This is a genomic window from Candidatus Sodalis endolongispinus (genome assembly GCF_018777395.1).
Taxonomy (GTDB): Bacteria; Pseudomonadota; Gammaproteobacteria; order Enterobacterales; family Enterobacteriaceae; genus Sodalis_B; species Sodalis_B endolongispinus.
In genome coordinates, this window is record NZ_JAFJYC010000001.1 from 1,892,658 (window position 1) to 1,907,982 (window position 15,325).

Sequence of the window (15,325 nt, forward strand, 5' to 3'; positions counted from 1 at the left end):
GTCACTCTTCAACCGGCGTTTGAAAGGTATTAAGCCCGGTGATTTCCACCGCTAACCGTTCATCTTCCAACGTTACCAGTTCTCCATAACCCACTAACTGTTGGTTGAGGAAAACTTTGATGTTTTTTTCCACATTTTCCGACAAATCGAATACGGTCCCCGGTTGCAGGTTTTCCAATTCCGCCAGCGGGTAGGATCGCGCTTCAAGGACAAATTCTACCGTTACCGGTACACGGCTCCAGTCAAAAAGCGGCAGCGTTTTCTGTGGCTGGGTATCCTCAGTTGAGGGGGCGATAACATTATCCACGATGATTTCCTTCGATTGTGCTTGATGACAGCTAAAAATAGCGCGCCCGTTAATGGTCAAATACATTTCCGGTCGGGTAATCAGTAGCAGATCCCCCAGGTCTAGCCTCGCCAGGTCGATGGCCGCTAAACGGCTGCAGCCTAGGACACAGCGCAGCTCGAACGACAGCCGGCTTAGCCCGGCATCGGCCGTCTGTAACCCAGGGAAAGCGACATTGGGCCACCCGGCGATATACACGATGAGATCCTCAGCCGACAGCGCCAGTAATTGCGTCGGCAGCGGTGCCGACGGTACGCGGACCGCTTGCAGTGTCCACGACTGTCCGTATAGCGCGAGAGGGCCGGCGCTTTCTTGCAATAACGGACATAGATAGTCCGAAGGAATCTCCTGCCACGGCAGACCCGGCAATGCCGCTCGGCGAACCGTAAGCCAGTCGGTCATGTTGACGAAACCCTCCTGGCGCAGTCCATGCTCATTCTCCAGCGTGACCTGCAGATAGCATTGGCTGGCGCGAACCGTCACTATCGTGCTTTGCGGAAAGGCGCTTTGCAGCTGCACTAAACGATGATGTTCACGATTTACCTGTCGCAGGCGAGACGAAAGCTTCATTACTGCGCCTCGGGATCCGGTTGTTCATCGGAATGACGCTGCTGTTGTTGCTGTCCTTCATCCTCGTCCGTCGGCATCACGACCATCGTGATGTTACCCTGCCAATGTTCCATCTCACGGTTCATGACCTGACCGACCTGAAGGCTGGAGGGCTGCAGCGTCAGCACGCTTTCCTGCAGTGGACGGGGCGAGGCGGACAGTTTGACCGAATGATTACCGCTCCATCCCTGAAAGCGATATTCCATAGACAGGGCGTTATCGGGCGCCTCGGTTTGGGTTTTCGCTAACGGCGGCTGTGTCGATTTGGGCTGCGACGCCGGCGTGGCGACTTGCTGCTGGTGGGTATTCGCAGGCGGCGTCGTGGCGCTATGACCCTGTGGTTGGGTGGTCTGAATGTCTGTCGCGGTCGATTGCCGATGATTCTTGTCCGATGGTGTTGTCTGCCCGGATGAAGAAAGGGCAGCAGCGGCCGTCGCGACAGCCGCCTCACGGGAGGTGTCAGGCTGTGTAGCCTCGGCGTTCCGCCCGGCGCCAGACCGGCCCAGCGTTGCCGCACGGGCGGTCAGTTCGGCAGGTTGACTCTCGGCATGTCGTGTAGCCGTTTTCCCACGACCGATACCGTCGTCGCCGGTAGCCTTCACCTGACCTTTCTGTGCTTTAGTCTGCGCCGTGCCACCGCGATTAAGCTGTAAATCCGGTCGAATTTGATCGATAAGCAGCTGCAAACTGTAGGGGAGAGCTTCGGGCGAGGCGGCACGACGCGTTTCCTTTTTGTTCTTATCTTGCGGGCTCCAGTTTGCGATATTGTCGTCATCCGGCGCCGTCACGCCGGATGGCATAGATACCGGGGCTGTAAGCTCTGCTTTAGCGGACATAATTTGCCATCTCCTGTATATCGTTCTCGTTTTGTCTTTCCCGGCGGCGTAAATGCTGCGCACGCACGGAATAAAAATAGCGATCAATTTTGCGTTGCCGTTTCTCCAGTGCGCTAATCTGCAGCTGATAATGTTGCAGCTGTTGCAATTGTTCCTCGCGTTCTTCTTCCAATTGCAGCAATTGTTGTGCAATTTCTTCTTGGCGGCTTAGCAGTACCGCCTGACGGCGCTGTTGCTCATACAATATGGCGCGGGACACCGCCCCCTTGACCTGACAGGCCGCCACCTCTTGCCCCAATGCGGCCGATTGGCGTTGGCATTCTTCGCGTTGCTGTTCCAGCGTCGACAGCACGTGCGTGATGTGCTGAGTTTGTCGCTTAAAACCCTGCTGTTTCCGGTTTAATAAGGAAATGAATTGCTGTCCCCTAAGCCAGACATTCATGCATCTGCTCCAGGGTTTGGCTAAATTCCATACGCTCATCCAGAAGCTGGCGCAAAAAATCGCTCATGACCGTTTTTTTATCAAAAGCGTTATCGTTTTCTTGGTTTTCACCGCGGCGGTATTCGCCCAGGTCCAAGTAGAGCTGCATATCCCGCTGGCGAACCAGAAAATCGCGAAAACGAACGGCGGCACGCTGTTGTTTCTTGTCGGTAATTTGTAAAAATAGCCGTCTGGTGCTGCGTAATATATTTATCGCCGGATAATGCCCCTGGGCCGCCTGGGTGTGGCTGAGATAAATATGGCCATCGAGGATCGACCGCACTTCATCGCCGATAGCATCCGGCTCTTCCTCATTTTCCAGCAACACGGTATAGAAAGCGGTAATCGATCCCAGCTGGCTACTGCCCGGTCTTTCAAGCAGCTTGGGCAAACGTTCAAATACTGACGCGGGATATCCGCGCCGCGCGGGTAATTCCCCCATGCTTAAGGCCATATCGCGCAATGCGCGTGCATAACGCGTTATTGAATCAATAAACAGCAGTACGTTTTTGCCCTGGTCGCGAAAGTACTCGGCGACGGTGGTGGCCACCTGCGCCGCATTACAACGTTCTACCGAGGAGCGACCCGAGGTTGAATTCACCAGCACCACTTTCCCGCTTCGTGAGGAATGTTTTAATTCTTCAATAAATTCGGTGACCTCGCGGCCACGTTCTCCGATAAGTCCCACCACATAAACATCAGCCTCAGAATGCTCAATCAGCATATTCATTAATGATGTTTTGCCGCAGCCTGCCGCGGCGAATATGCCCAACCGCTGTCCGTGTCCACAGGTTAACAAGCCATCAACGGCACGGATCCGCGTAACGAGTTTTTCCGCGATAGGCTTACGTTCGGTAAAATGCAGTGCCTCGACATCAATCGGCCGATGCTCGGTGGCGATAAGCGGCGTGTCCGTCGCGCCGTCCAGCCGTGCGCAAATATTTCCCAGCGGGTCAAGCACCGCCCCCAATAGGGCATCCCACAAAGGGAATTGAAAAGGCTTACCGGTAGGCACCAAAAGATAATTCTGGGAAAATTCCGCGCTATCGCAAAGCAGGCTCAGCATGGTGAGACTACCGTTAAAACCAATGACCTGGGAATAACCCGCCAGAGACGCGTCGTTAATCGATGACCGCACTTCACAGACTTCGCCGATCGCGGCCGCCGGCAAACTGGCTTCGATAATGTTTCCCTGAATCCGCGTAGGATGGGCCGCATAGTCAAAACAATTTTGCAGAGGACTTCTTCTCATCGTTAACGCCTCAAGCCATCGCCGCCTGATAGTCCATCAGGAGGGTAAAAAAAGCGTCCAGCATTTCTGTAAAAGCGGTTACCGATTCCAGATTATCTGTTTTTACCTGCGCCCTAAATTCAAGGTTGCCCTCGATTTCCACCAGAGAAGGTTGACCAAAAACAAATTTGTCGCTGTGGCTGTTAATCATAAGCGGCAATAGATTTGCGCTATTGAAAGTCAGCGCGTTCTGATTAAATTTCGTCATCTTGTGTGATGATATTGATATCAGGGTTATCATCGGTAAGCTTTAACGTAATGGTTGAGTGATCGTCCAAGCTGCCATGGGAAACATCGCTGATACCCATTTGCTCCAGGGAAGACATTAATAATTCCGAAACATTATAACTCATGGTGATTTCCTTGTTGTTGACTAAGAACTTAATTATTTTGAATGGTAGCGATAATGTCGATGTCGATTCCGTCAGCCATTTCATTAAATGACAGGACCTCAAGTTCTGGATAACGCCCTTCCACAAGTTTTTTGATAAAACGTCTGATATCTACCGACACCAACAAAATAATGTCACGGGCCGACATACCATTTTCATTGAGACACTCCGTCAAATAATGCAGAATCTCATCAATTTCGGGAGGTGTTAAATTGATAAAACTACCGCCTGACGTTTGCCGGATACCACCGCGCACTTTTTCCTCAATATCATGGGAAAACACCAGAGCGCGAATTTTACCGAGGTAAGAAAAACGATTACAGATATAGCGTCCCAGCGCGCCGCGCACATGCTATACCAGCACGATGGGGTCCTTATCTTTTGGCCCCCATTGCACCAGAGATTCCAGGATCAGTTTCATATTGCGAATTGATATCCTTTCCTGTAATAACCGCTGAAACACCTCAGAAATACGCTGTACCGTATTGTTACGATAGCTTTCCTTCAACAACTCTGGGTACTTTTTCTCTAAATCATCCAGCAACATTTTGGTTTCTTGAATACCGAAGAATTCAGAAATGTTATGGGTAAGCAACGTGGAGATGCAGAAATAAAACTCATCAATAGCAGAGCGGGTAAGGTAGCCCATTTTCTGCGCGTTATCCGCTTTTTCCTTTAGTAACCAGAAACTCATGCCTTGGAGGGTATTAATACTCTGGACGCTGTTGTCCAGCATCTTGAGTTCTTCACCGTTGATCAACACCTTATGCATGCCCGGCATCAGCGTATAATCCGCAACAGGGATTTCGTTGATAGCAATGTTCATTGAGGCACATACCGATTTGGGAGCATAGCTGATGGTGATTTCCGGTAGCCTGACGACATACTCAATGAAGAAATTTTTCTTCAAACGCGAAGCTAAATTGTGCGGATCCAGCGTCGGCTTAAACGCCTCATTGAAGGTGATCATCAGCGGTAAGGTTTCTGGAATGATATCGCCATCAATGGTGGCCACTTCCGACTGACCCTCGCCATCGGTAGTCGTATCGCGATGACTTTCCCCGGTTTTAGCCTTGTTGCGGTTGCTCCATTTATCTTTAAAGTAAATCGCAATCAACAGTGCTGACAGCACAACGAAGACCGGCAACGGGAAGCCGGGTAAAAAACCCATCGCCAACGCCAGGCAGGCGGTCACCATAAGTGTCGACTGGTTGGCGAACAGATCGGTAATAATCTTGGAACCCAGGTTATTGTTTTTGTTGTTGTTGACCCGGGTGACGATAAACCAACCACTAATGGAGATCAGCAGCGCAGGAATTTGCGCGACCAACGCATCGCCAATCGACAAGTGGGTGTAAACGGTAAGTGCTTCGGAAAGCTACATACCGTGCTGGACCATACCAACCGAAATCCCGCCTATCAAGTTGACAAAGATGATGATAATGCCGGCAATGGCATCACCTTTGATGAATTTCATCGCACCATCAAGCGCGCCGTACAACTGACTTTCCGCTTACAGTACTTCGCGGCGTTTCTTAACGCCATCCTCGTCCAACACGCCCGCTTTCAAATCGGCATCGATGCTCATCTGTTTGCCCGGCATGGCGTCCAGAGAGAAACGCGCCGCCACTTCAGCAATACGTTCCGAACCTTTAGTGATGACGATAAATTGCACCACGGTGACAATGAAAAAATAACAAAACCGACGACCAGATTATCGCCTATAACAAATTGTCCAAAACTGGCCACGATCTCACCGGCGTCTGCATCCATTAAAACCAGCCGACTGGTACTGATGGATATTGCCAAGCGGAACAACGTCGTCACCAGCAATATGGACGGGAAGCTGGAAAAGTCCAGAATACGTGAAATATAAAAGGATCCCATAAAAATCAGGATCGCCATTGTCAAATTAAGCCCTATGAGAAAGTCGATCAAATAGGTAGGCAACGTGATAATCAGCATGACGATAACGAGCACCATCATCGCCAGAATAATAAGCTCCGGCCGTGATTTAATATGAGACAAAAGTGAATTTATCATTATTTATACTGAATCATCTAATCAAGGCTAAAGAAATTCACCGATTATAATTCCATCAATCGGGGGAGTGCGCGAGTTATGAATTATCTGCTATAGTACCATTTCCAAACGCCGTTTCTCTTTTCAACCGCAAAAAGCTCGGTCAAATACGACTCGCATAACGCCAGCACGCTTTCACGATCTTCATCAATGGCATATAACACCGTAGGCGTATGATTAAACACGCCCCGCATCGATTGCATAAAGTCGGTCTTATGTCTAACACTCTGCCGTTTTAGATATTTTTTGACAAATTATGTCAGCGCAGCGATCAGTTTTTTGTGATCTAACAAGCCCAGTAAAAAATATGCATAGCATCAACTTCATATGGTTCGCGCGGCGACGGTAAAGAAAGTTTGGCCAATTCTTTCATCAAAATCAGGTCCAAGGTATTCAGGATACGCGCATCGGACAATTTACTGCCAAGCGGGCCATATTCTTCGCTATTCAAGCCTGGTAGCATGGATTTCATATCGCATACCAGCGCGCGTAAAGTGAAGGCCAGCAATCTGTTACGATGCTTAAAACCAAATTGCTCAATCCAGTCTTGGTAAATATAGGCGGCGACCAGATCCATCTCGATGAATTGTTGATAACTGGCGCGCAACGCTTTCGCCGTCAGGTTCGCCACCCCCTGGCTGAATTGTTTGGCGCATTGTCCCACATTGGCGCCAGCGTACATCTTGCGCTGGTCCGCATGTTTCTCAAGGTCGGCTATCGCTTTTTCCAGCTCTTTTTTTTGCAGCGCCGAGAGTTTATGCCGGTACAAGAGCTCCCGTAACGCCAGGAGTAAATCACTGTCGTCTGGGAACAGGCTGCGGGCATGGGAAAGCAGACGGGTGTAGTTCATCTTCCCTTTGCCGAGAACGGTAATCAGCGCATTGATCTTCTCGTACGCTGATTCCTCAAGCATTTGCGAGAGGAAGTCATTCTCCTCAATGTCATTACCCTTGCCACGCCGGTTCATGCGCCTGAATGCATTGAATATCTGCCCCATCTCCTCCATGCCGAGCGCAATTTCCGTTTCCAGATTGACCTCAACCACCGTCATGCCGTCATAGATGGGTATCGCTTCACTCTGGCCTGTTTTGGCGGAAAGGGAGATAAAATCCCTGAAACTTCTCGTGTCTATCGAATTGATCGCCATCGCACCGCTCTCGGGTTAATGCTGGGCCATATAGTTGTGCAGCATGGCCACGGTCGCTTTTAAGGTAATATTGGTGCCCAGCGAGGTGTGGCCGAGCGACGGATTTTTGTCGACGCCTTCCCATACCGCGCCTTGAGGCAACAACTTGGGCTGAATAAGGAACATGCGCACAAATTGTTTGGTTTGATTATAACGATAATCGAACAGGCGCCCCAAAAACGGGATGTCTTTCAGTACGGGGATCCCCCAACCGCCGTTAACACGCTGATCGCGGCTATAGCCCCCCACCAGTAAACTGCTTCCCTTGGGCACGCGCGCCTCGGTACTGATTTGCGTATTATTGACCAGCGGTAATTCGGCAACCTTGGTGAATTCGTTATCGTTGTTGGTCATGAGACCGCCATCCTGAATATCCAGGATCATTTCGATTTCTTTACTGCCACTGGACAGGCGTGGCAGGACGCTTATCAACGTGCCGTAAGTAATCTTTTCGAGCGTAGCGGTACGTTCCCCTTTCACCTGCACATAAAAACTTGAATTATTGTCAAATAACGCTGGAATGTTTTCCTGGGTCAAAATCTCTGGATGAGCAACGATGCGGGCATCCTTACGACTGGCTAACGCGCTGACCTGGGCAAGAAATTGGTAACTGCTACTGGCGCTCAGCGAACTGGAATTAAACTCGATGCCGCTGCTTCCCATACTGGCGCGTGCCGCCCAATTCACACCCAACTGATTGACTTCATCTTTATCAATGTCCAGGATCCAGAGCGAAAGCTGAATCTGTTGTTTGGCAATATCAATTGCCGTGACCAGATCCTGCACATAGCTCACCTGCTGGCTCGCCCCCTGGATCAGCAAACTATTGGTGTCGGGGTAGGCAACGATATTTATCGTACCGTAATTGATGTTTTCCGCCGTTTGCGCACTCTTATTCTGTTGCGGTAAGGGCGGTAACGAAGGAAAAGTCCCCCTCCTTCTGCGGCGTTGGCTGCGGCCAGTGCGCTGCGGGTATCGCGGTCAATCGTAATGGTCGCCAGTGGCACCGGATTACGGCTGTCCCGCGAGACGCCATTAGCGTTAGCGCCATTCAACAATTGATTCAATACCGTTGCGACGCCCGGTATCGTAATGGGGGCGTCCCGCTGTGTGTAATTACGATCGGTAACGAAGGAATTTTTCAGCCTGATCACGCGAATTTCATTTCTGCCGGTGGTGGTATCGCTAAACGTGCTGTCCAAATACTTGGCAGCAGCAGTGACCAGGCCGACATAGACCGGCGGTCCAGATATATAAAAGCCGCCGTAACTGCCGTTGGTGCGCGGTGGGAAACGCTGATCATACAGCATGGTGGATTTAAGAAATGCCGTCAGGCGTTCAAAGGGGGCATGACGCAGCTGTACCATCTGGCTTTGCATTTCACTCACGTCATAGACATAAATCGCGCTACCGTCGTTATACCAAATCAGAGGCCGTCCTTGAGGCCAGGCTTTCAAGCAGCTGCAGCGGTTTGTCCATGTCGAACTTACCTGATACCTGTTTTCGACCGGCCAGTTCACTGACGATAATGGGCTTATGTATTTCACCAGACAATGCGGATAGTAATTGGCGTATGCTGCTTTTATTGGCGACGTATTCATTTATGCTGCCGCTGGAGCTGTCATTGGTGGTCTGATCGGAGCGAAACGGCCCCGCCCAGACCGCCGCCGGCACGCCTACCGCGGCCAGCAATAGCCATGTGCAGCCTACTTTAAATAATTGCACTACCTTACTCATATAAAAAACCTTCCAGCGATCTAAAATTTTTTGGTGTAATACCAAAGAATGACTTCATTTCCATAGAAAAATGTGACGAGGAACTATAGCCATTATCCTGGGCAATAACCGAAATGCTGCTATTGCCTTCTATGAGTTGCATGGCGCAATAGGCCGCACGCCAGATTCTCATCTGCCCCTTGGCGCCGCGCTTTAAATAACGATGGCACAATCTTCTGAAATAAGATTCGGAAACGCCATAACGCTTACTGACTTCCTGAATTTTGTTATTCACCGCATCACCATTACCGCTGACAATGAGCGATAGCAGATAATTGACTATCCAATAGCTTTCCCGCTGGCGAATAAAATGGTACATTCCCGCATAGGACTCCTGATAAGCCGGGTCCTTGCTTAACAACAGGATATCCTGCAATGTCACATTCTGATCTTTCACCAGCAAGCTATAGAAAATGTTTTCTTCAACATTTATAATGGGTGATTGTATTTTATCATGTAACTTGATATCGTATTCGGTAAAGGCTAACAGCGCTGCGGCCTCATTAAGAGGAATATCGACTATCCGCCATTCACCATAAAAGTAAAAGGTCACAAGGGTATGCACACCGACGATAATAGCGTGAAAAGGCTTTACCCATTTTCCTGGCCCTTCATTAGTGTGAATGCAAAAATAGGCGTTTTTTGAAAGAGGGAGCAAGTATAAGACTCTATCATGTACCTGAGTTGTCACTCCTCGTTCACCGCTAATTTCTTCAGCGTTGACAGAAAATGAAGGGCGTAAATCAGACATCACCTGCTGAATTTTACCTCTCATATTTCACCCTTCGGCCGTTAGTATAAGTTAATTTTTGTTTCGTAATAAGACCAGAGGATTGTGTGAGCGTCAACCGCCAGGCTTAAATATCATAAAAAAATCATAATATGATAAAAAGATCATAAATTTTTGACTTTAAAATGATGTGAACAATCTTCCTATTCCTATTTAAGTCCTTTATCATCGCGTCTGAACTTATTTAGAGATGTAAATAATGTCTGACGTTTTCACTGATAATAAAAATGAAGCCGGTGAATTAAGCTATACGCTTAAAATCTTGTTTGGCCCGATGTATGGTAGCGATCTTATTCTACCGCCCAATACGTATTCTATTATTATCGGTCGCAGCCAGGCGTTGATGATTGACGCGCAGGGGGATGAACAGGGCCATGCCTGTCACTATGCGCACAATACTTTATTCATTCCTTATGACGCCCGCCACGTCAATATGACGTTGCACCTTCCTGCTATCCAGGAAACGGGCGAAGAGGGGCAGGACAGCTTCACCCTGGAGATAAACGACCCCGAGGATCCCCAGCAACGGCGGGTTACGCACAATGCCGTTTTTAGCGATGGCGATATTCATTTTGCCGTTAAGCGAGCCTATGAAGAATGGCATCAGGATATTAGCGACTTTAAACAGCCGGGCGCCCTTCCTGCGCCTGGAGGTGATGCCGACGCTACCTGGGATACACTTCGCAAGCGCCGGGTCCTGGTTGCCGGCGTCGTGGCTGTCATTATGTTGCTCATCGCCGCGGCGATCGGCGTGCGCTATTATCGCACCTCTCACCAAATTATCTCTTTGACGGCGGCCCTTGCCGGTTCTCCTTCGCCGGTAACGCTACTTCAAGGTAATGACGGTAAAATTTATGCGCTCGCCAGCCACTATCGCGATCTGCAATGGCTTAATGCCGCCCTGGCCAAACGGCCTAACGCCGCTGATGTGGTACCGCTTTGGTTAACGCAAACCGCCCAGGACATCACTAACTCATTGCGCTCGGAGGGGGTGCCGGTACTGCGGTTGGATATGGCACACCCCGCTACGCCGGTTTTGCTGGTGCTCGAGGACATGACGCAGGCCAAGCAAAACGCGTTGCGAAAAAAGCTGTTGCCCATGTTGCCCTATGCCAAAACCCTCAGTTTTCGCACCTTTAGCAAGAATTTTCTGGTGCAGCAGGCCAAGCAGGGGCTTAACAGAATGCACATTGTCTATCGCCAGGTCGCCAAGCCGTTCGGCTTTAGCTTCCTTATCCATGATCAGCTGAACGACAATACCGTGGCGGAGCTGCAAGGCTTCATGGAGACTTATTATTCACAATGGGGAAGTGATTTTATCACCTTCTCCATCAATCTTGACGAAAATTGGCTGCGGGACAAGTCCTATCTTGCCGCACCCAACGGCTATGTTTTCGTCAATCAACATAACTGGTATTTCCCATCAGTTAATGCAACGCAATAAGGACAATACGTATGAGTGACCTAAGAGCCTGGAACGGTAATGGCTGGTTTATCGATGATATCGCCAAAGATTTTGATACCGGTGCGCAAACCATGATGCAACAGCTTGAAACGGCGCGTAAAAATTTATCTGAGAAACCCGATGATCCCAGCGTGTTAGCGGAATTCCAGGCTAAACTGTCTGAATATACTCTTTTCAGAAACGCCCAATCGTCCACCGTCAAAGCGTTCAAAGATATTGGCGCCGCGATTATTCAAAACTTCCGTTAAGATATTTACACCGGGTTAAGCCTAACGGCTTGCCCGCCCCTGGAGCTATTTATGACCATGCAAACATTGTTGTCCCTAAAGGATCTTACGTCATTATCCACCCAATCCATCACGGCCGCCTCACATACCGAATTGCCCACCGGTGGCACAACATCGCAGCTGGTTTCATCCGCATTTAAACAGTTAAGTGAGCAGGATTTAGATTTTAAACAAATGATAAATTCCTTAAGTGCATCACCGGAGACCACCAGCAATCCGGAAAAGTTAGCGCAGTTGCAATCGCTTATCGGTGAATATTATAACTATGTCTCATTAGTGTCCACCATTGCCAAGAAGGTGGTCAATACCGTCGAGACACTGGGAAAATCACAATAATGTTTAAGCGACTTCTTTTAACCGGTTTGGTTATTATCGCCGTCTTACTGAAGACGGGCTGTGACAACACCATTTTGCTGAATAATCTAAGCCAGGATCAGGCCAATCAAGTTTTGGCGGTATTGCAGCAGCATAATATTTCCTCACAGAAAAGCGGTTCACTGAAGGAAGGATATGCGATTACGGTTCCGAAAAGCGATACCACCACGGCGCTATCAATTCTGAACCAGTATCAGCTCCCGGCCAAACCTGAAGTCCAAATTTCCCAAGCGTTTCCCGATAATGCCTTGATCGCGTCTCCGCAGGCAAAACGGGCGCGTATGTTTTCGCTGCAGGAACAGCGGTTGGAACAATCGTTAAAAATTATAAGCCAGGTGGTTAATGCGCGTGTTCACGTCAGTTATCCGCTAAACGATAATACTTTTATTACCGATTATCCTGCTGAGCAGGTCTCCATTTTGATTACCTACAGCGGCAGACTCAATGAAAATATGTTCATCAGCAAAATAAAAACGTTGATAAAAAACTGGCTGGCCAACGTCCGTTTTGAAGATATTTCCGTGGTGCTGTTTCAGGCGCCGCCATTGCAATACAGCGCGCCAACGCAGGGCGCTCAACCGTTTATGACACCGTGGTTGTATGCCCTGGGCGGGGTGTTGTTGGCCGCGTTGCTGGCGGGCGGTTCGGTTTTGTACCTGTTGGTCAAAAAACAACGGCCGGAGACGCCGCTGGAGAGGCCCGCGCAGGAAGCGTCGGCACAAAAGGAGATGCCGGTATGACCGCGCACCGGCTTGCCAACGTTATGCGCGTGATGTACTACCCGGTCAGTTATCTGCACGCCAGCCGTTTTCCTTCCGGCTGGCACTGCGATGATCAGGCGGCGCGTCCGCTGCTTAATTATTGGATACTGCGGCACTATCAGTGCCCGCACGATGACAGCGCGCTCGCCGGTGATCCTTTTTACCGACTCTTGCTTGACGGTTAGCAACGGCTTGGCGATGCCGCGTTGTTGATAGGCGCACATTTGTTGCGCGATCGCCTGCTGGCCGAAGGGCGGTTTATATTACTGGCGGCGCCGGTGCAATCCTTTCTTGCGTTGCCTCTGCCGCCGTTGACGCCTGCTGCCCGACCGCAGGAGCAGGAAGAACCGGCCACGTCGCTGTTGCAGGAGCTTGACCCGGCCGCCTGGGGCGCCTATTGCCTGCTGTCAATGTTAAAGCGTTTACCCCCCGCCGTTTAGCGGCGGGCCTGTCTGCTGTTCCCGGCCTGGCAGCCATTACCGCAGCAAGCGACGTCCTTGTCGCCGTCTTCAATCAACCTGATCAAAATGGCCCTTCATCATGCGCAATATTTTACTCGATGAGCTTAATGAGGGCGGTGACCCCGTCATCATTAAAGCCCGACGTTCGCGTCGCGCCCGTCGCGCCGCGAATATGCTGGAGCAAACCTATCGGCGATGTCAGGAGTTGGTCGCCAAAAATCAGCTTGAATGCGAAGTGCTTTATCACCAGCAATACCAAGCTGCTTTTTGCGCCGGTTTCCAGCATCTGTATCAACAATGGCTTACACAGCTGGATGAATGAGTGGGTTTGCAAAAAGCATTGGCCCAGGCACGCCGTGTGCAGTTGGCCGAGGATTTAAGCGCGCTCTTCACCCAGCCCAGTATCGTGGAGTTTATCGTTAAGCAATTAACCCAAACCACGGGGGTCGACGTCCCCTCGGTCATTGTCCTGCCCCAAGTGGTCACGCCGCCCGCAGCGCTTTTGCACATTCATTGCATCAGCGCCGATGACGGCAATTTCGCGGTAAAACAGGGTGAACACGTGGTTCATTTTCCGCAGGATCGTCTGTGTCAACAATGGTTGGCGGATATTGAGACGCAAGAGGGAATACGCGCGCTACAGCAGCATATTAATACCTTGCCTTCCACCCGGGTAGACGCGTTACGCCAGTCGATGACCGATTTTGTACAACATCTTTTTACGCCTGAAAGCGAGGAAGTATCATGAATATCAGCGCCATGATCGGCGCCGCAAGCAGCGCCCGGAGTTCATCCACGGCCACGAGCGGCGATTTTAATCAGATTGTCACAGACTGGCTGCTAAGGACCGGATTGCACTCTGAGGAACTGAAAAAGCAAATGAAAGCTTTGTACCCCGACAGCAGCCATGTTGTTACCCAAAAGGACATTACCTCTGCCCTACTGTACGCCAGCGCGATGCTGAAATCTTCGCAAGACCTGGAGGTGCAAAACTATTTGAAAGATACCCTCAATCCCCTGACGACAAAATCTCTGGGGTTGAGCTACGCCTATAACGATTTTATGCAGGCCATGATTTGCGGCAATGACGATGACGCCCCTGAACCTTTTTTCTAACGCTTACCCATCCTTTATTATGCAACCTCTCAAAGCCTTTACCGGTTTGAGAGGCGTGGCAACGTTTAGCCAAACGCCGAAAGTCGTTGCGTTACTGCTATTGTTGGGCTGCGGGGCGGCCAAGGCGGAAACGGATTGTGTGCGCTATGCCGCGCAATGTTTCCAGGTCAACCCGTCACTCATTCGGGCGATTATTTGGCAGGAATCACGCTTTGAACCGAAGGCGATAAACTAAAATAGTAATCGCACGCGGGATATCGGCCTAATGCAGATCAATAGCGTAAATCTACCGATGCTTAACACTCTGGGTATCAGCGCGCAGAGTATACGGGAAAACAGTTGCGTTAACGTCTTCTCGGGCACCTATATCCTGCATAAGCTGGTGCAGCGCTATGGCTATTCTTGGAATACCATCGGGCGATACCATTCCGCCACCACGACGTTTAACAGCAAATATGTCGATAAGCTGCTAGACACGTTGACTCAACCCGCCCAAGTGGCCGATTTGCGCGCTCATCGCGTACCTATCGCATCGCGCGAGGAAATTGATAAACTCTTTGCGCCGCACTGCCTGGCAAAGCGCTAATGGCAGGGGCAAGGGTCACCGCTGCTTCAACGAGCAGGCTGCGGTTGCGTCAGGCTATCTTGCCGCAGGCGCGCCGACACTTTCTGGACTTTATCTCACGCCGCAGCTAGCCGCGACGTGAGCCTTTTCAGGCTGGCATTAAGGCATGTTCCTGACGCAGTTGCTCTACCGATTCAACGAACAGAGATAATCCTGCGAGCATCTCTTCTTCACTGCTTTGTGCCGGCAGGCGGTAGAGCGCCAGTAAAACAAAACAGTTAGCGTCCGCCGCCAAGGTAACCGGACTGGCATAATTGATACTTAAAATGGTCTGCAGCCGTTCGCTGTCTTCAGGCAGAACCATTAACGGACAGCTCATTTCCAGGCAATCAAACGACTCGTCAAAGAAAATTTCCAGCTCTTCATTTATTAACAGTGCAGGCTCGTCCAGCGGATCGAGTCCGGATGCTTCATACAGGCATAATACTGAATTAGACATAATATCC

Annotated in this window: 19 protein-coding genes and 4 pseudogenes; 9 read left to right on the forward strand and 14 right to left on the reverse strand. The window is 50.2% G+C overall.

Annotated features, from left to right (window positions below; translation table 11 throughout):
- Window position 1: 1 nt before the first annotated feature.
- The 13 genes and pseudogenes from JZM24_RS09195 to JZM24_RS09255 all read right to left on the reverse strand — a co-directional run bounded on the left by JZM24_RS09195 (window position 2) and on the right by JZM24_RS09255 (window position 9,750).
- Entirely contained in the window at window positions 2-916 is a 915-nt protein-coding gene (locus JZM24_RS09195; protein WP_215669425.1) for a FliM/FliN family flagellar motor switch protein, read from the reverse strand.
- Window positions 916-1,791 carry a SpaN/EivJ family type III secretion system needle length determinant gene (locus JZM24_RS09200; RefSeq protein WP_215669426.1) on the reverse strand — a complete coding sequence of 292 codons (876 nt, stop codon included), beginning with the start codon at window positions 1,789-1,791 and terminating at the stop codon, window positions 916-918. The genes JZM24_RS09195 and JZM24_RS09200 overlap by 1 nt, the downstream gene beginning before the upstream one ends.
- The gene (locus tag JZM24_RS09205; RefSeq protein WP_215669427.1) at window positions 1,781-2,233 is read right to left on the reverse strand and encodes a SpaM family type III secretion system protein; all 453 of its coding nucleotides are present in this window, start codon (window positions 2,231-2,233) and stop codon (window positions 1,781-1,783) included. Before JZM24_RS09205 ends, JZM24_RS09200 begins: the two co-directional genes overlap by 11 nt.
- On the reverse strand, window positions 2,217-3,524 hold the full coding sequence (sctN, locus tag JZM24_RS09210) for a type III secretion system ATPase SctN (RefSeq protein WP_215669428.1): 1,308 nt from the start codon (window positions 3,522-3,524) through the stop codon (window positions 2,217-2,219). Before sctN ends, JZM24_RS09205 begins: the two co-directional genes overlap by 17 nt.
- Window positions 3,525-3,534: 10 nt before the next feature.
- On the reverse strand, window positions 3,535-3,771 hold the full coding sequence (locus tag JZM24_RS09215) for a type III secretion system chaperone family protein (RefSeq protein ID WP_215669429.1): 237 nt from the start codon (window positions 3,769-3,771) through the stop codon (window positions 3,535-3,537).
- Window positions 3,758-3,916 (reverse strand): InvB/SpaK family type III secretion system chaperone, encoded by a 159-nt coding sequence (locus JZM24_RS09220; RefSeq protein ID WP_215669430.1) that lies wholly within the window; start codon window positions 3,914-3,916, stop codon window positions 3,758-3,760. Before JZM24_RS09220 ends, JZM24_RS09215 begins: the two co-directional genes overlap by 14 nt.
- 28 nt (window positions 3,917-3,944) lie before the next feature.
- A pseudogene (locus JZM24_RS09225) lies at window positions 3,945-5,998 on the reverse strand (EscV/YscV/HrcV family type III secretion system export apparatus protein).
- 83 nt (window positions 5,999-6,081) lie between these two features.
- A pseudogene (locus tag JZM24_RS19710) lies at window positions 6,082-6,264 on the reverse strand (hypothetical protein); the annotation flags it as partial.
- Window positions 6,265-6,323: 59 nt separating this feature from the next.
- Window positions 6,324-7,184: a type III secretion system gatekeeper subunit SctW gene (gene sctW / locus JZM24_RS09235; RefSeq protein WP_215669432.1), complete on the reverse strand. Its 861-nt coding sequence runs from the start codon at window positions 7,182-7,184 to the stop codon at window positions 6,324-6,326.
- A gap of 15 nt (window positions 7,185-7,199) precedes the next feature.
- Entirely contained in the window at window positions 7,200-8,093 is an 894-nt protein-coding gene (gene sctC, locus JZM24_RS09240; RefSeq protein ID WP_312885004.1) for a type III secretion system outer membrane ring subunit SctC, read from the reverse strand.
- Window positions 8,075-8,602, reverse strand: a complete 528-nt coding sequence (locus JZM24_RS09245) for a hypothetical protein (RefSeq protein WP_215669433.1) — start codon at window positions 8,600-8,602, stop codon at window positions 8,075-8,077. The genes sctC and JZM24_RS09245 overlap by 19 nt, the downstream gene beginning before the upstream one ends.
- A gap of 37 nt (window positions 8,603-8,639) precedes the next feature.
- Window positions 8,640-8,960: a hypothetical protein gene (locus JZM24_RS09250; protein ID WP_215669434.1), complete on the reverse strand. Its 321-nt coding sequence runs from the start codon at window positions 8,958-8,960 to the stop codon at window positions 8,640-8,642.
- Window positions 8,953-9,750: a helix-turn-helix domain-containing protein gene (locus JZM24_RS09255; RefSeq protein WP_215669435.1), complete on the reverse strand. Its 798-nt coding sequence runs from the start codon at window positions 9,748-9,750 to the stop codon at window positions 8,953-8,955. The genes JZM24_RS09250 and JZM24_RS09255 overlap by 8 nt, the downstream gene beginning before the upstream one ends.
- Window positions 9,751-9,988: 238 nt before the next feature.
- Here JZM24_RS09255 and JZM24_RS09260 point away from each other — a divergent pair, with 238 nt between their 5' ends.
- The 9 genes and pseudogenes from JZM24_RS09260 (at window position 9,989) to JZM24_RS18570 (ending at window position 14,840) form a co-directional block, all read left to right on the forward strand.
- Window positions 9,989-11,233: a PrgH/EprH family type III secretion apparatus protein gene (locus tag JZM24_RS09260; protein WP_215669436.1), complete on the forward strand. Its 1,245-nt coding sequence runs from the start codon at window positions 9,989-9,991 to the stop codon at window positions 11,231-11,233.
- Window positions 11,234-11,244: 11 nt separating this feature from the next.
- On the forward strand, window positions 11,245-11,502 hold the full coding sequence (gene sctF, locus JZM24_RS09265) for a type III secretion system needle filament subunit SctF (protein WP_215669437.1): 258 nt from the start codon (window positions 11,245-11,247) through the stop codon (window positions 11,500-11,502).
- Window positions 11,503-11,553: 51 nt separating this feature from the next.
- Window positions 11,554-11,877 (forward strand): type III secretion system inner rod subunit SctI, encoded by a 324-nt coding sequence (gene sctI, locus JZM24_RS09270; protein WP_246579925.1) that lies wholly within the window; start codon window positions 11,554-11,556, stop codon window positions 11,875-11,877.
- Window positions 11,877-12,656: a type III secretion system inner membrane ring lipoprotein SctJ gene (gene sctJ, locus JZM24_RS09275; protein WP_215669438.1), complete on the forward strand. Its 780-nt coding sequence runs from the start codon at window positions 11,877-11,879 to the stop codon at window positions 12,654-12,656. Before sctI ends, sctJ begins: the two co-directional genes overlap by 1 nt.
- A 32-nt stretch (window positions 12,657-12,688) precedes the next feature.
- Window positions 12,689-13,240, forward strand: a pseudogene (locus tag JZM24_RS18565) (type III secretion apparatus protein OrgA/MxiK).
- Window positions 13,218-13,460 carry a hypothetical protein gene (locus tag JZM24_RS09295; protein WP_215669441.1) on the forward strand — a complete coding sequence of 81 codons (243 nt, stop codon included), beginning with the start codon at window positions 13,218-13,220 and terminating at the stop codon, window positions 13,458-13,460. The pseudogene JZM24_RS18565 and the gene JZM24_RS09295 overlap by 23 nt, the downstream one beginning before the upstream one ends.
- 6 nt (window positions 13,461-13,466) lie before the next feature.
- Complete coding sequence (locus JZM24_RS09300; RefSeq protein ID WP_215669442.1) at window positions 13,467-13,886, forward strand: hypothetical protein; 420 nt, start codon at window positions 13,467-13,469, stop codon at window positions 13,884-13,886.
- Window positions 13,883-14,254 (forward strand): hypothetical protein, encoded by a 372-nt coding sequence (locus JZM24_RS09305; RefSeq protein ID WP_215669443.1) that lies wholly within the window; start codon window positions 13,883-13,885, stop codon window positions 14,252-14,254. Before JZM24_RS09300 ends, JZM24_RS09305 begins: the two co-directional genes overlap by 4 nt.
- Window positions 14,255-14,273: 19 nt before the next feature.
- Window positions 14,274-14,840, forward strand: a pseudogene (locus tag JZM24_RS18570) (lytic transglycosylase domain-containing protein).
- A 127-nt stretch (window positions 14,841-14,967) separates the two neighbouring features.
- On the opposite strand, the gene JZM24_RS09320 reads toward JZM24_RS18570, so the two are convergent.
- A complete protein-coding gene (locus JZM24_RS09320; RefSeq protein ID WP_215669446.1) occupies window positions 14,968-15,318 on the reverse strand; it encodes a type III secretion system chaperone in 351 nt (116 codons plus the stop codon).
- Window positions 15,319-15,325: the final 7 nt, after the last annotated feature.

What these genes read in the sequence shown, in the direction of transcription:
- JZM24_RS09220 (WP_215669430.1), bottom strand. Translation starts at nt 3,916, where the DNA reads ATGAGTTATAATGTTTCGGAATTATTAATGTCTTCCCTGGAGCAAATG.
- JZM24_RS09200 (WP_215669426.1), bottom strand. Translation starts at nt 1,791, where the DNA reads ATGTCCGCTAAAGCAGAGCTTACAGCCCCGGTATCTATGCCATCCGGC.
- JZM24_RS09320 (WP_215669446.1), bottom strand. Translation starts at nt 15,318, where the DNA reads ATGTCTAATTCAGTATTATGCCTGTATGAAGCATCCGGACTCGATCCG.
- sctN (WP_215669428.1), bottom strand. Translation starts at nt 3,524, where the DNA reads ATGAGAAGAAGTCCTCTGCAAAATTGTTTTGACTATGCGGCCCATCCT.
- JZM24_RS09245 (WP_215669433.1), bottom strand. Translation starts at nt 8,602, where the DNA reads ATGCAAAGCCAGATGGTACAGCTGCGTCATGCCCCCTTTGAACGCCTG.
- sctF (WP_215669437.1), top strand. Translation starts at nt 11,245, where the DNA reads ATGAGTGACCTAAGAGCCTGGAACGGTAATGGCTGGTTTATCGATGAT.
- JZM24_RS09255 (WP_215669435.1), bottom strand. Translation starts at nt 9,750, where the DNA reads ATGTCTGATTTACGCCCTTCATTTTCTGTCAACGCTGAAGAAATTAGC.
- JZM24_RS09250 (WP_215669434.1), bottom strand. Translation starts at nt 8,960, where the DNA reads ATGAGTAAGGTAGTGCAATTATTTAAAGTAGGCTGCACATGGCTATTG.
- JZM24_RS09195 (WP_215669425.1), bottom strand. Translation starts at nt 916, where the DNA reads ATGAAGCTTTCGTCTCGCCTGCGACAGGTAAATCGTGAACATCATCGT.
- JZM24_RS09215 (WP_215669429.1), bottom strand. Translation starts at nt 3,771, where the DNA reads ATGACGAAATTTAATCAGAACGCGCTGACTTTCAATAGCGCAAATCTA.
- sctI (WP_246579925.1), top strand. Translation starts at nt 11,554, where the DNA reads ATGACCATGCAAACATTGTTGTCCCTAAAGGATCTTACGTCATTATCC.
- sctJ (WP_215669438.1), top strand. Translation starts at nt 11,877, where the DNA reads ATGTTTAAGCGACTTCTTTTAACCGGTTTGGTTATTATCGCCGTCTTA.
- JZM24_RS09305 (WP_215669443.1), top strand. Translation starts at nt 13,883, where the DNA reads ATGAATATCAGCGCCATGATCGGCGCCGCAAGCAGCGCCCGGAGTTCA.
- JZM24_RS09205 (WP_215669427.1), bottom strand. Translation starts at nt 2,233, where the DNA reads ATGAATGTCTGGCTTAGGGGACAGCAATTCATTTCCTTATTAAACCGG.
- JZM24_RS09295 (WP_215669441.1), top strand. Translation starts at nt 13,218, where the DNA reads ATGCGCAATATTTTACTCGATGAGCTTAATGAGGGCGGTGACCCCGTC.
- JZM24_RS09260 (WP_215669436.1), top strand. Translation starts at nt 9,989, where the DNA reads ATGTCTGACGTTTTCACTGATAATAAAAATGAAGCCGGTGAATTAAGC.
- sctW (WP_215669432.1), bottom strand. Translation starts at nt 7,184, where the DNA reads ATGGCGATCAATTCGATAGACACGAGAAGTTTCAGGGATTTTATCTCC.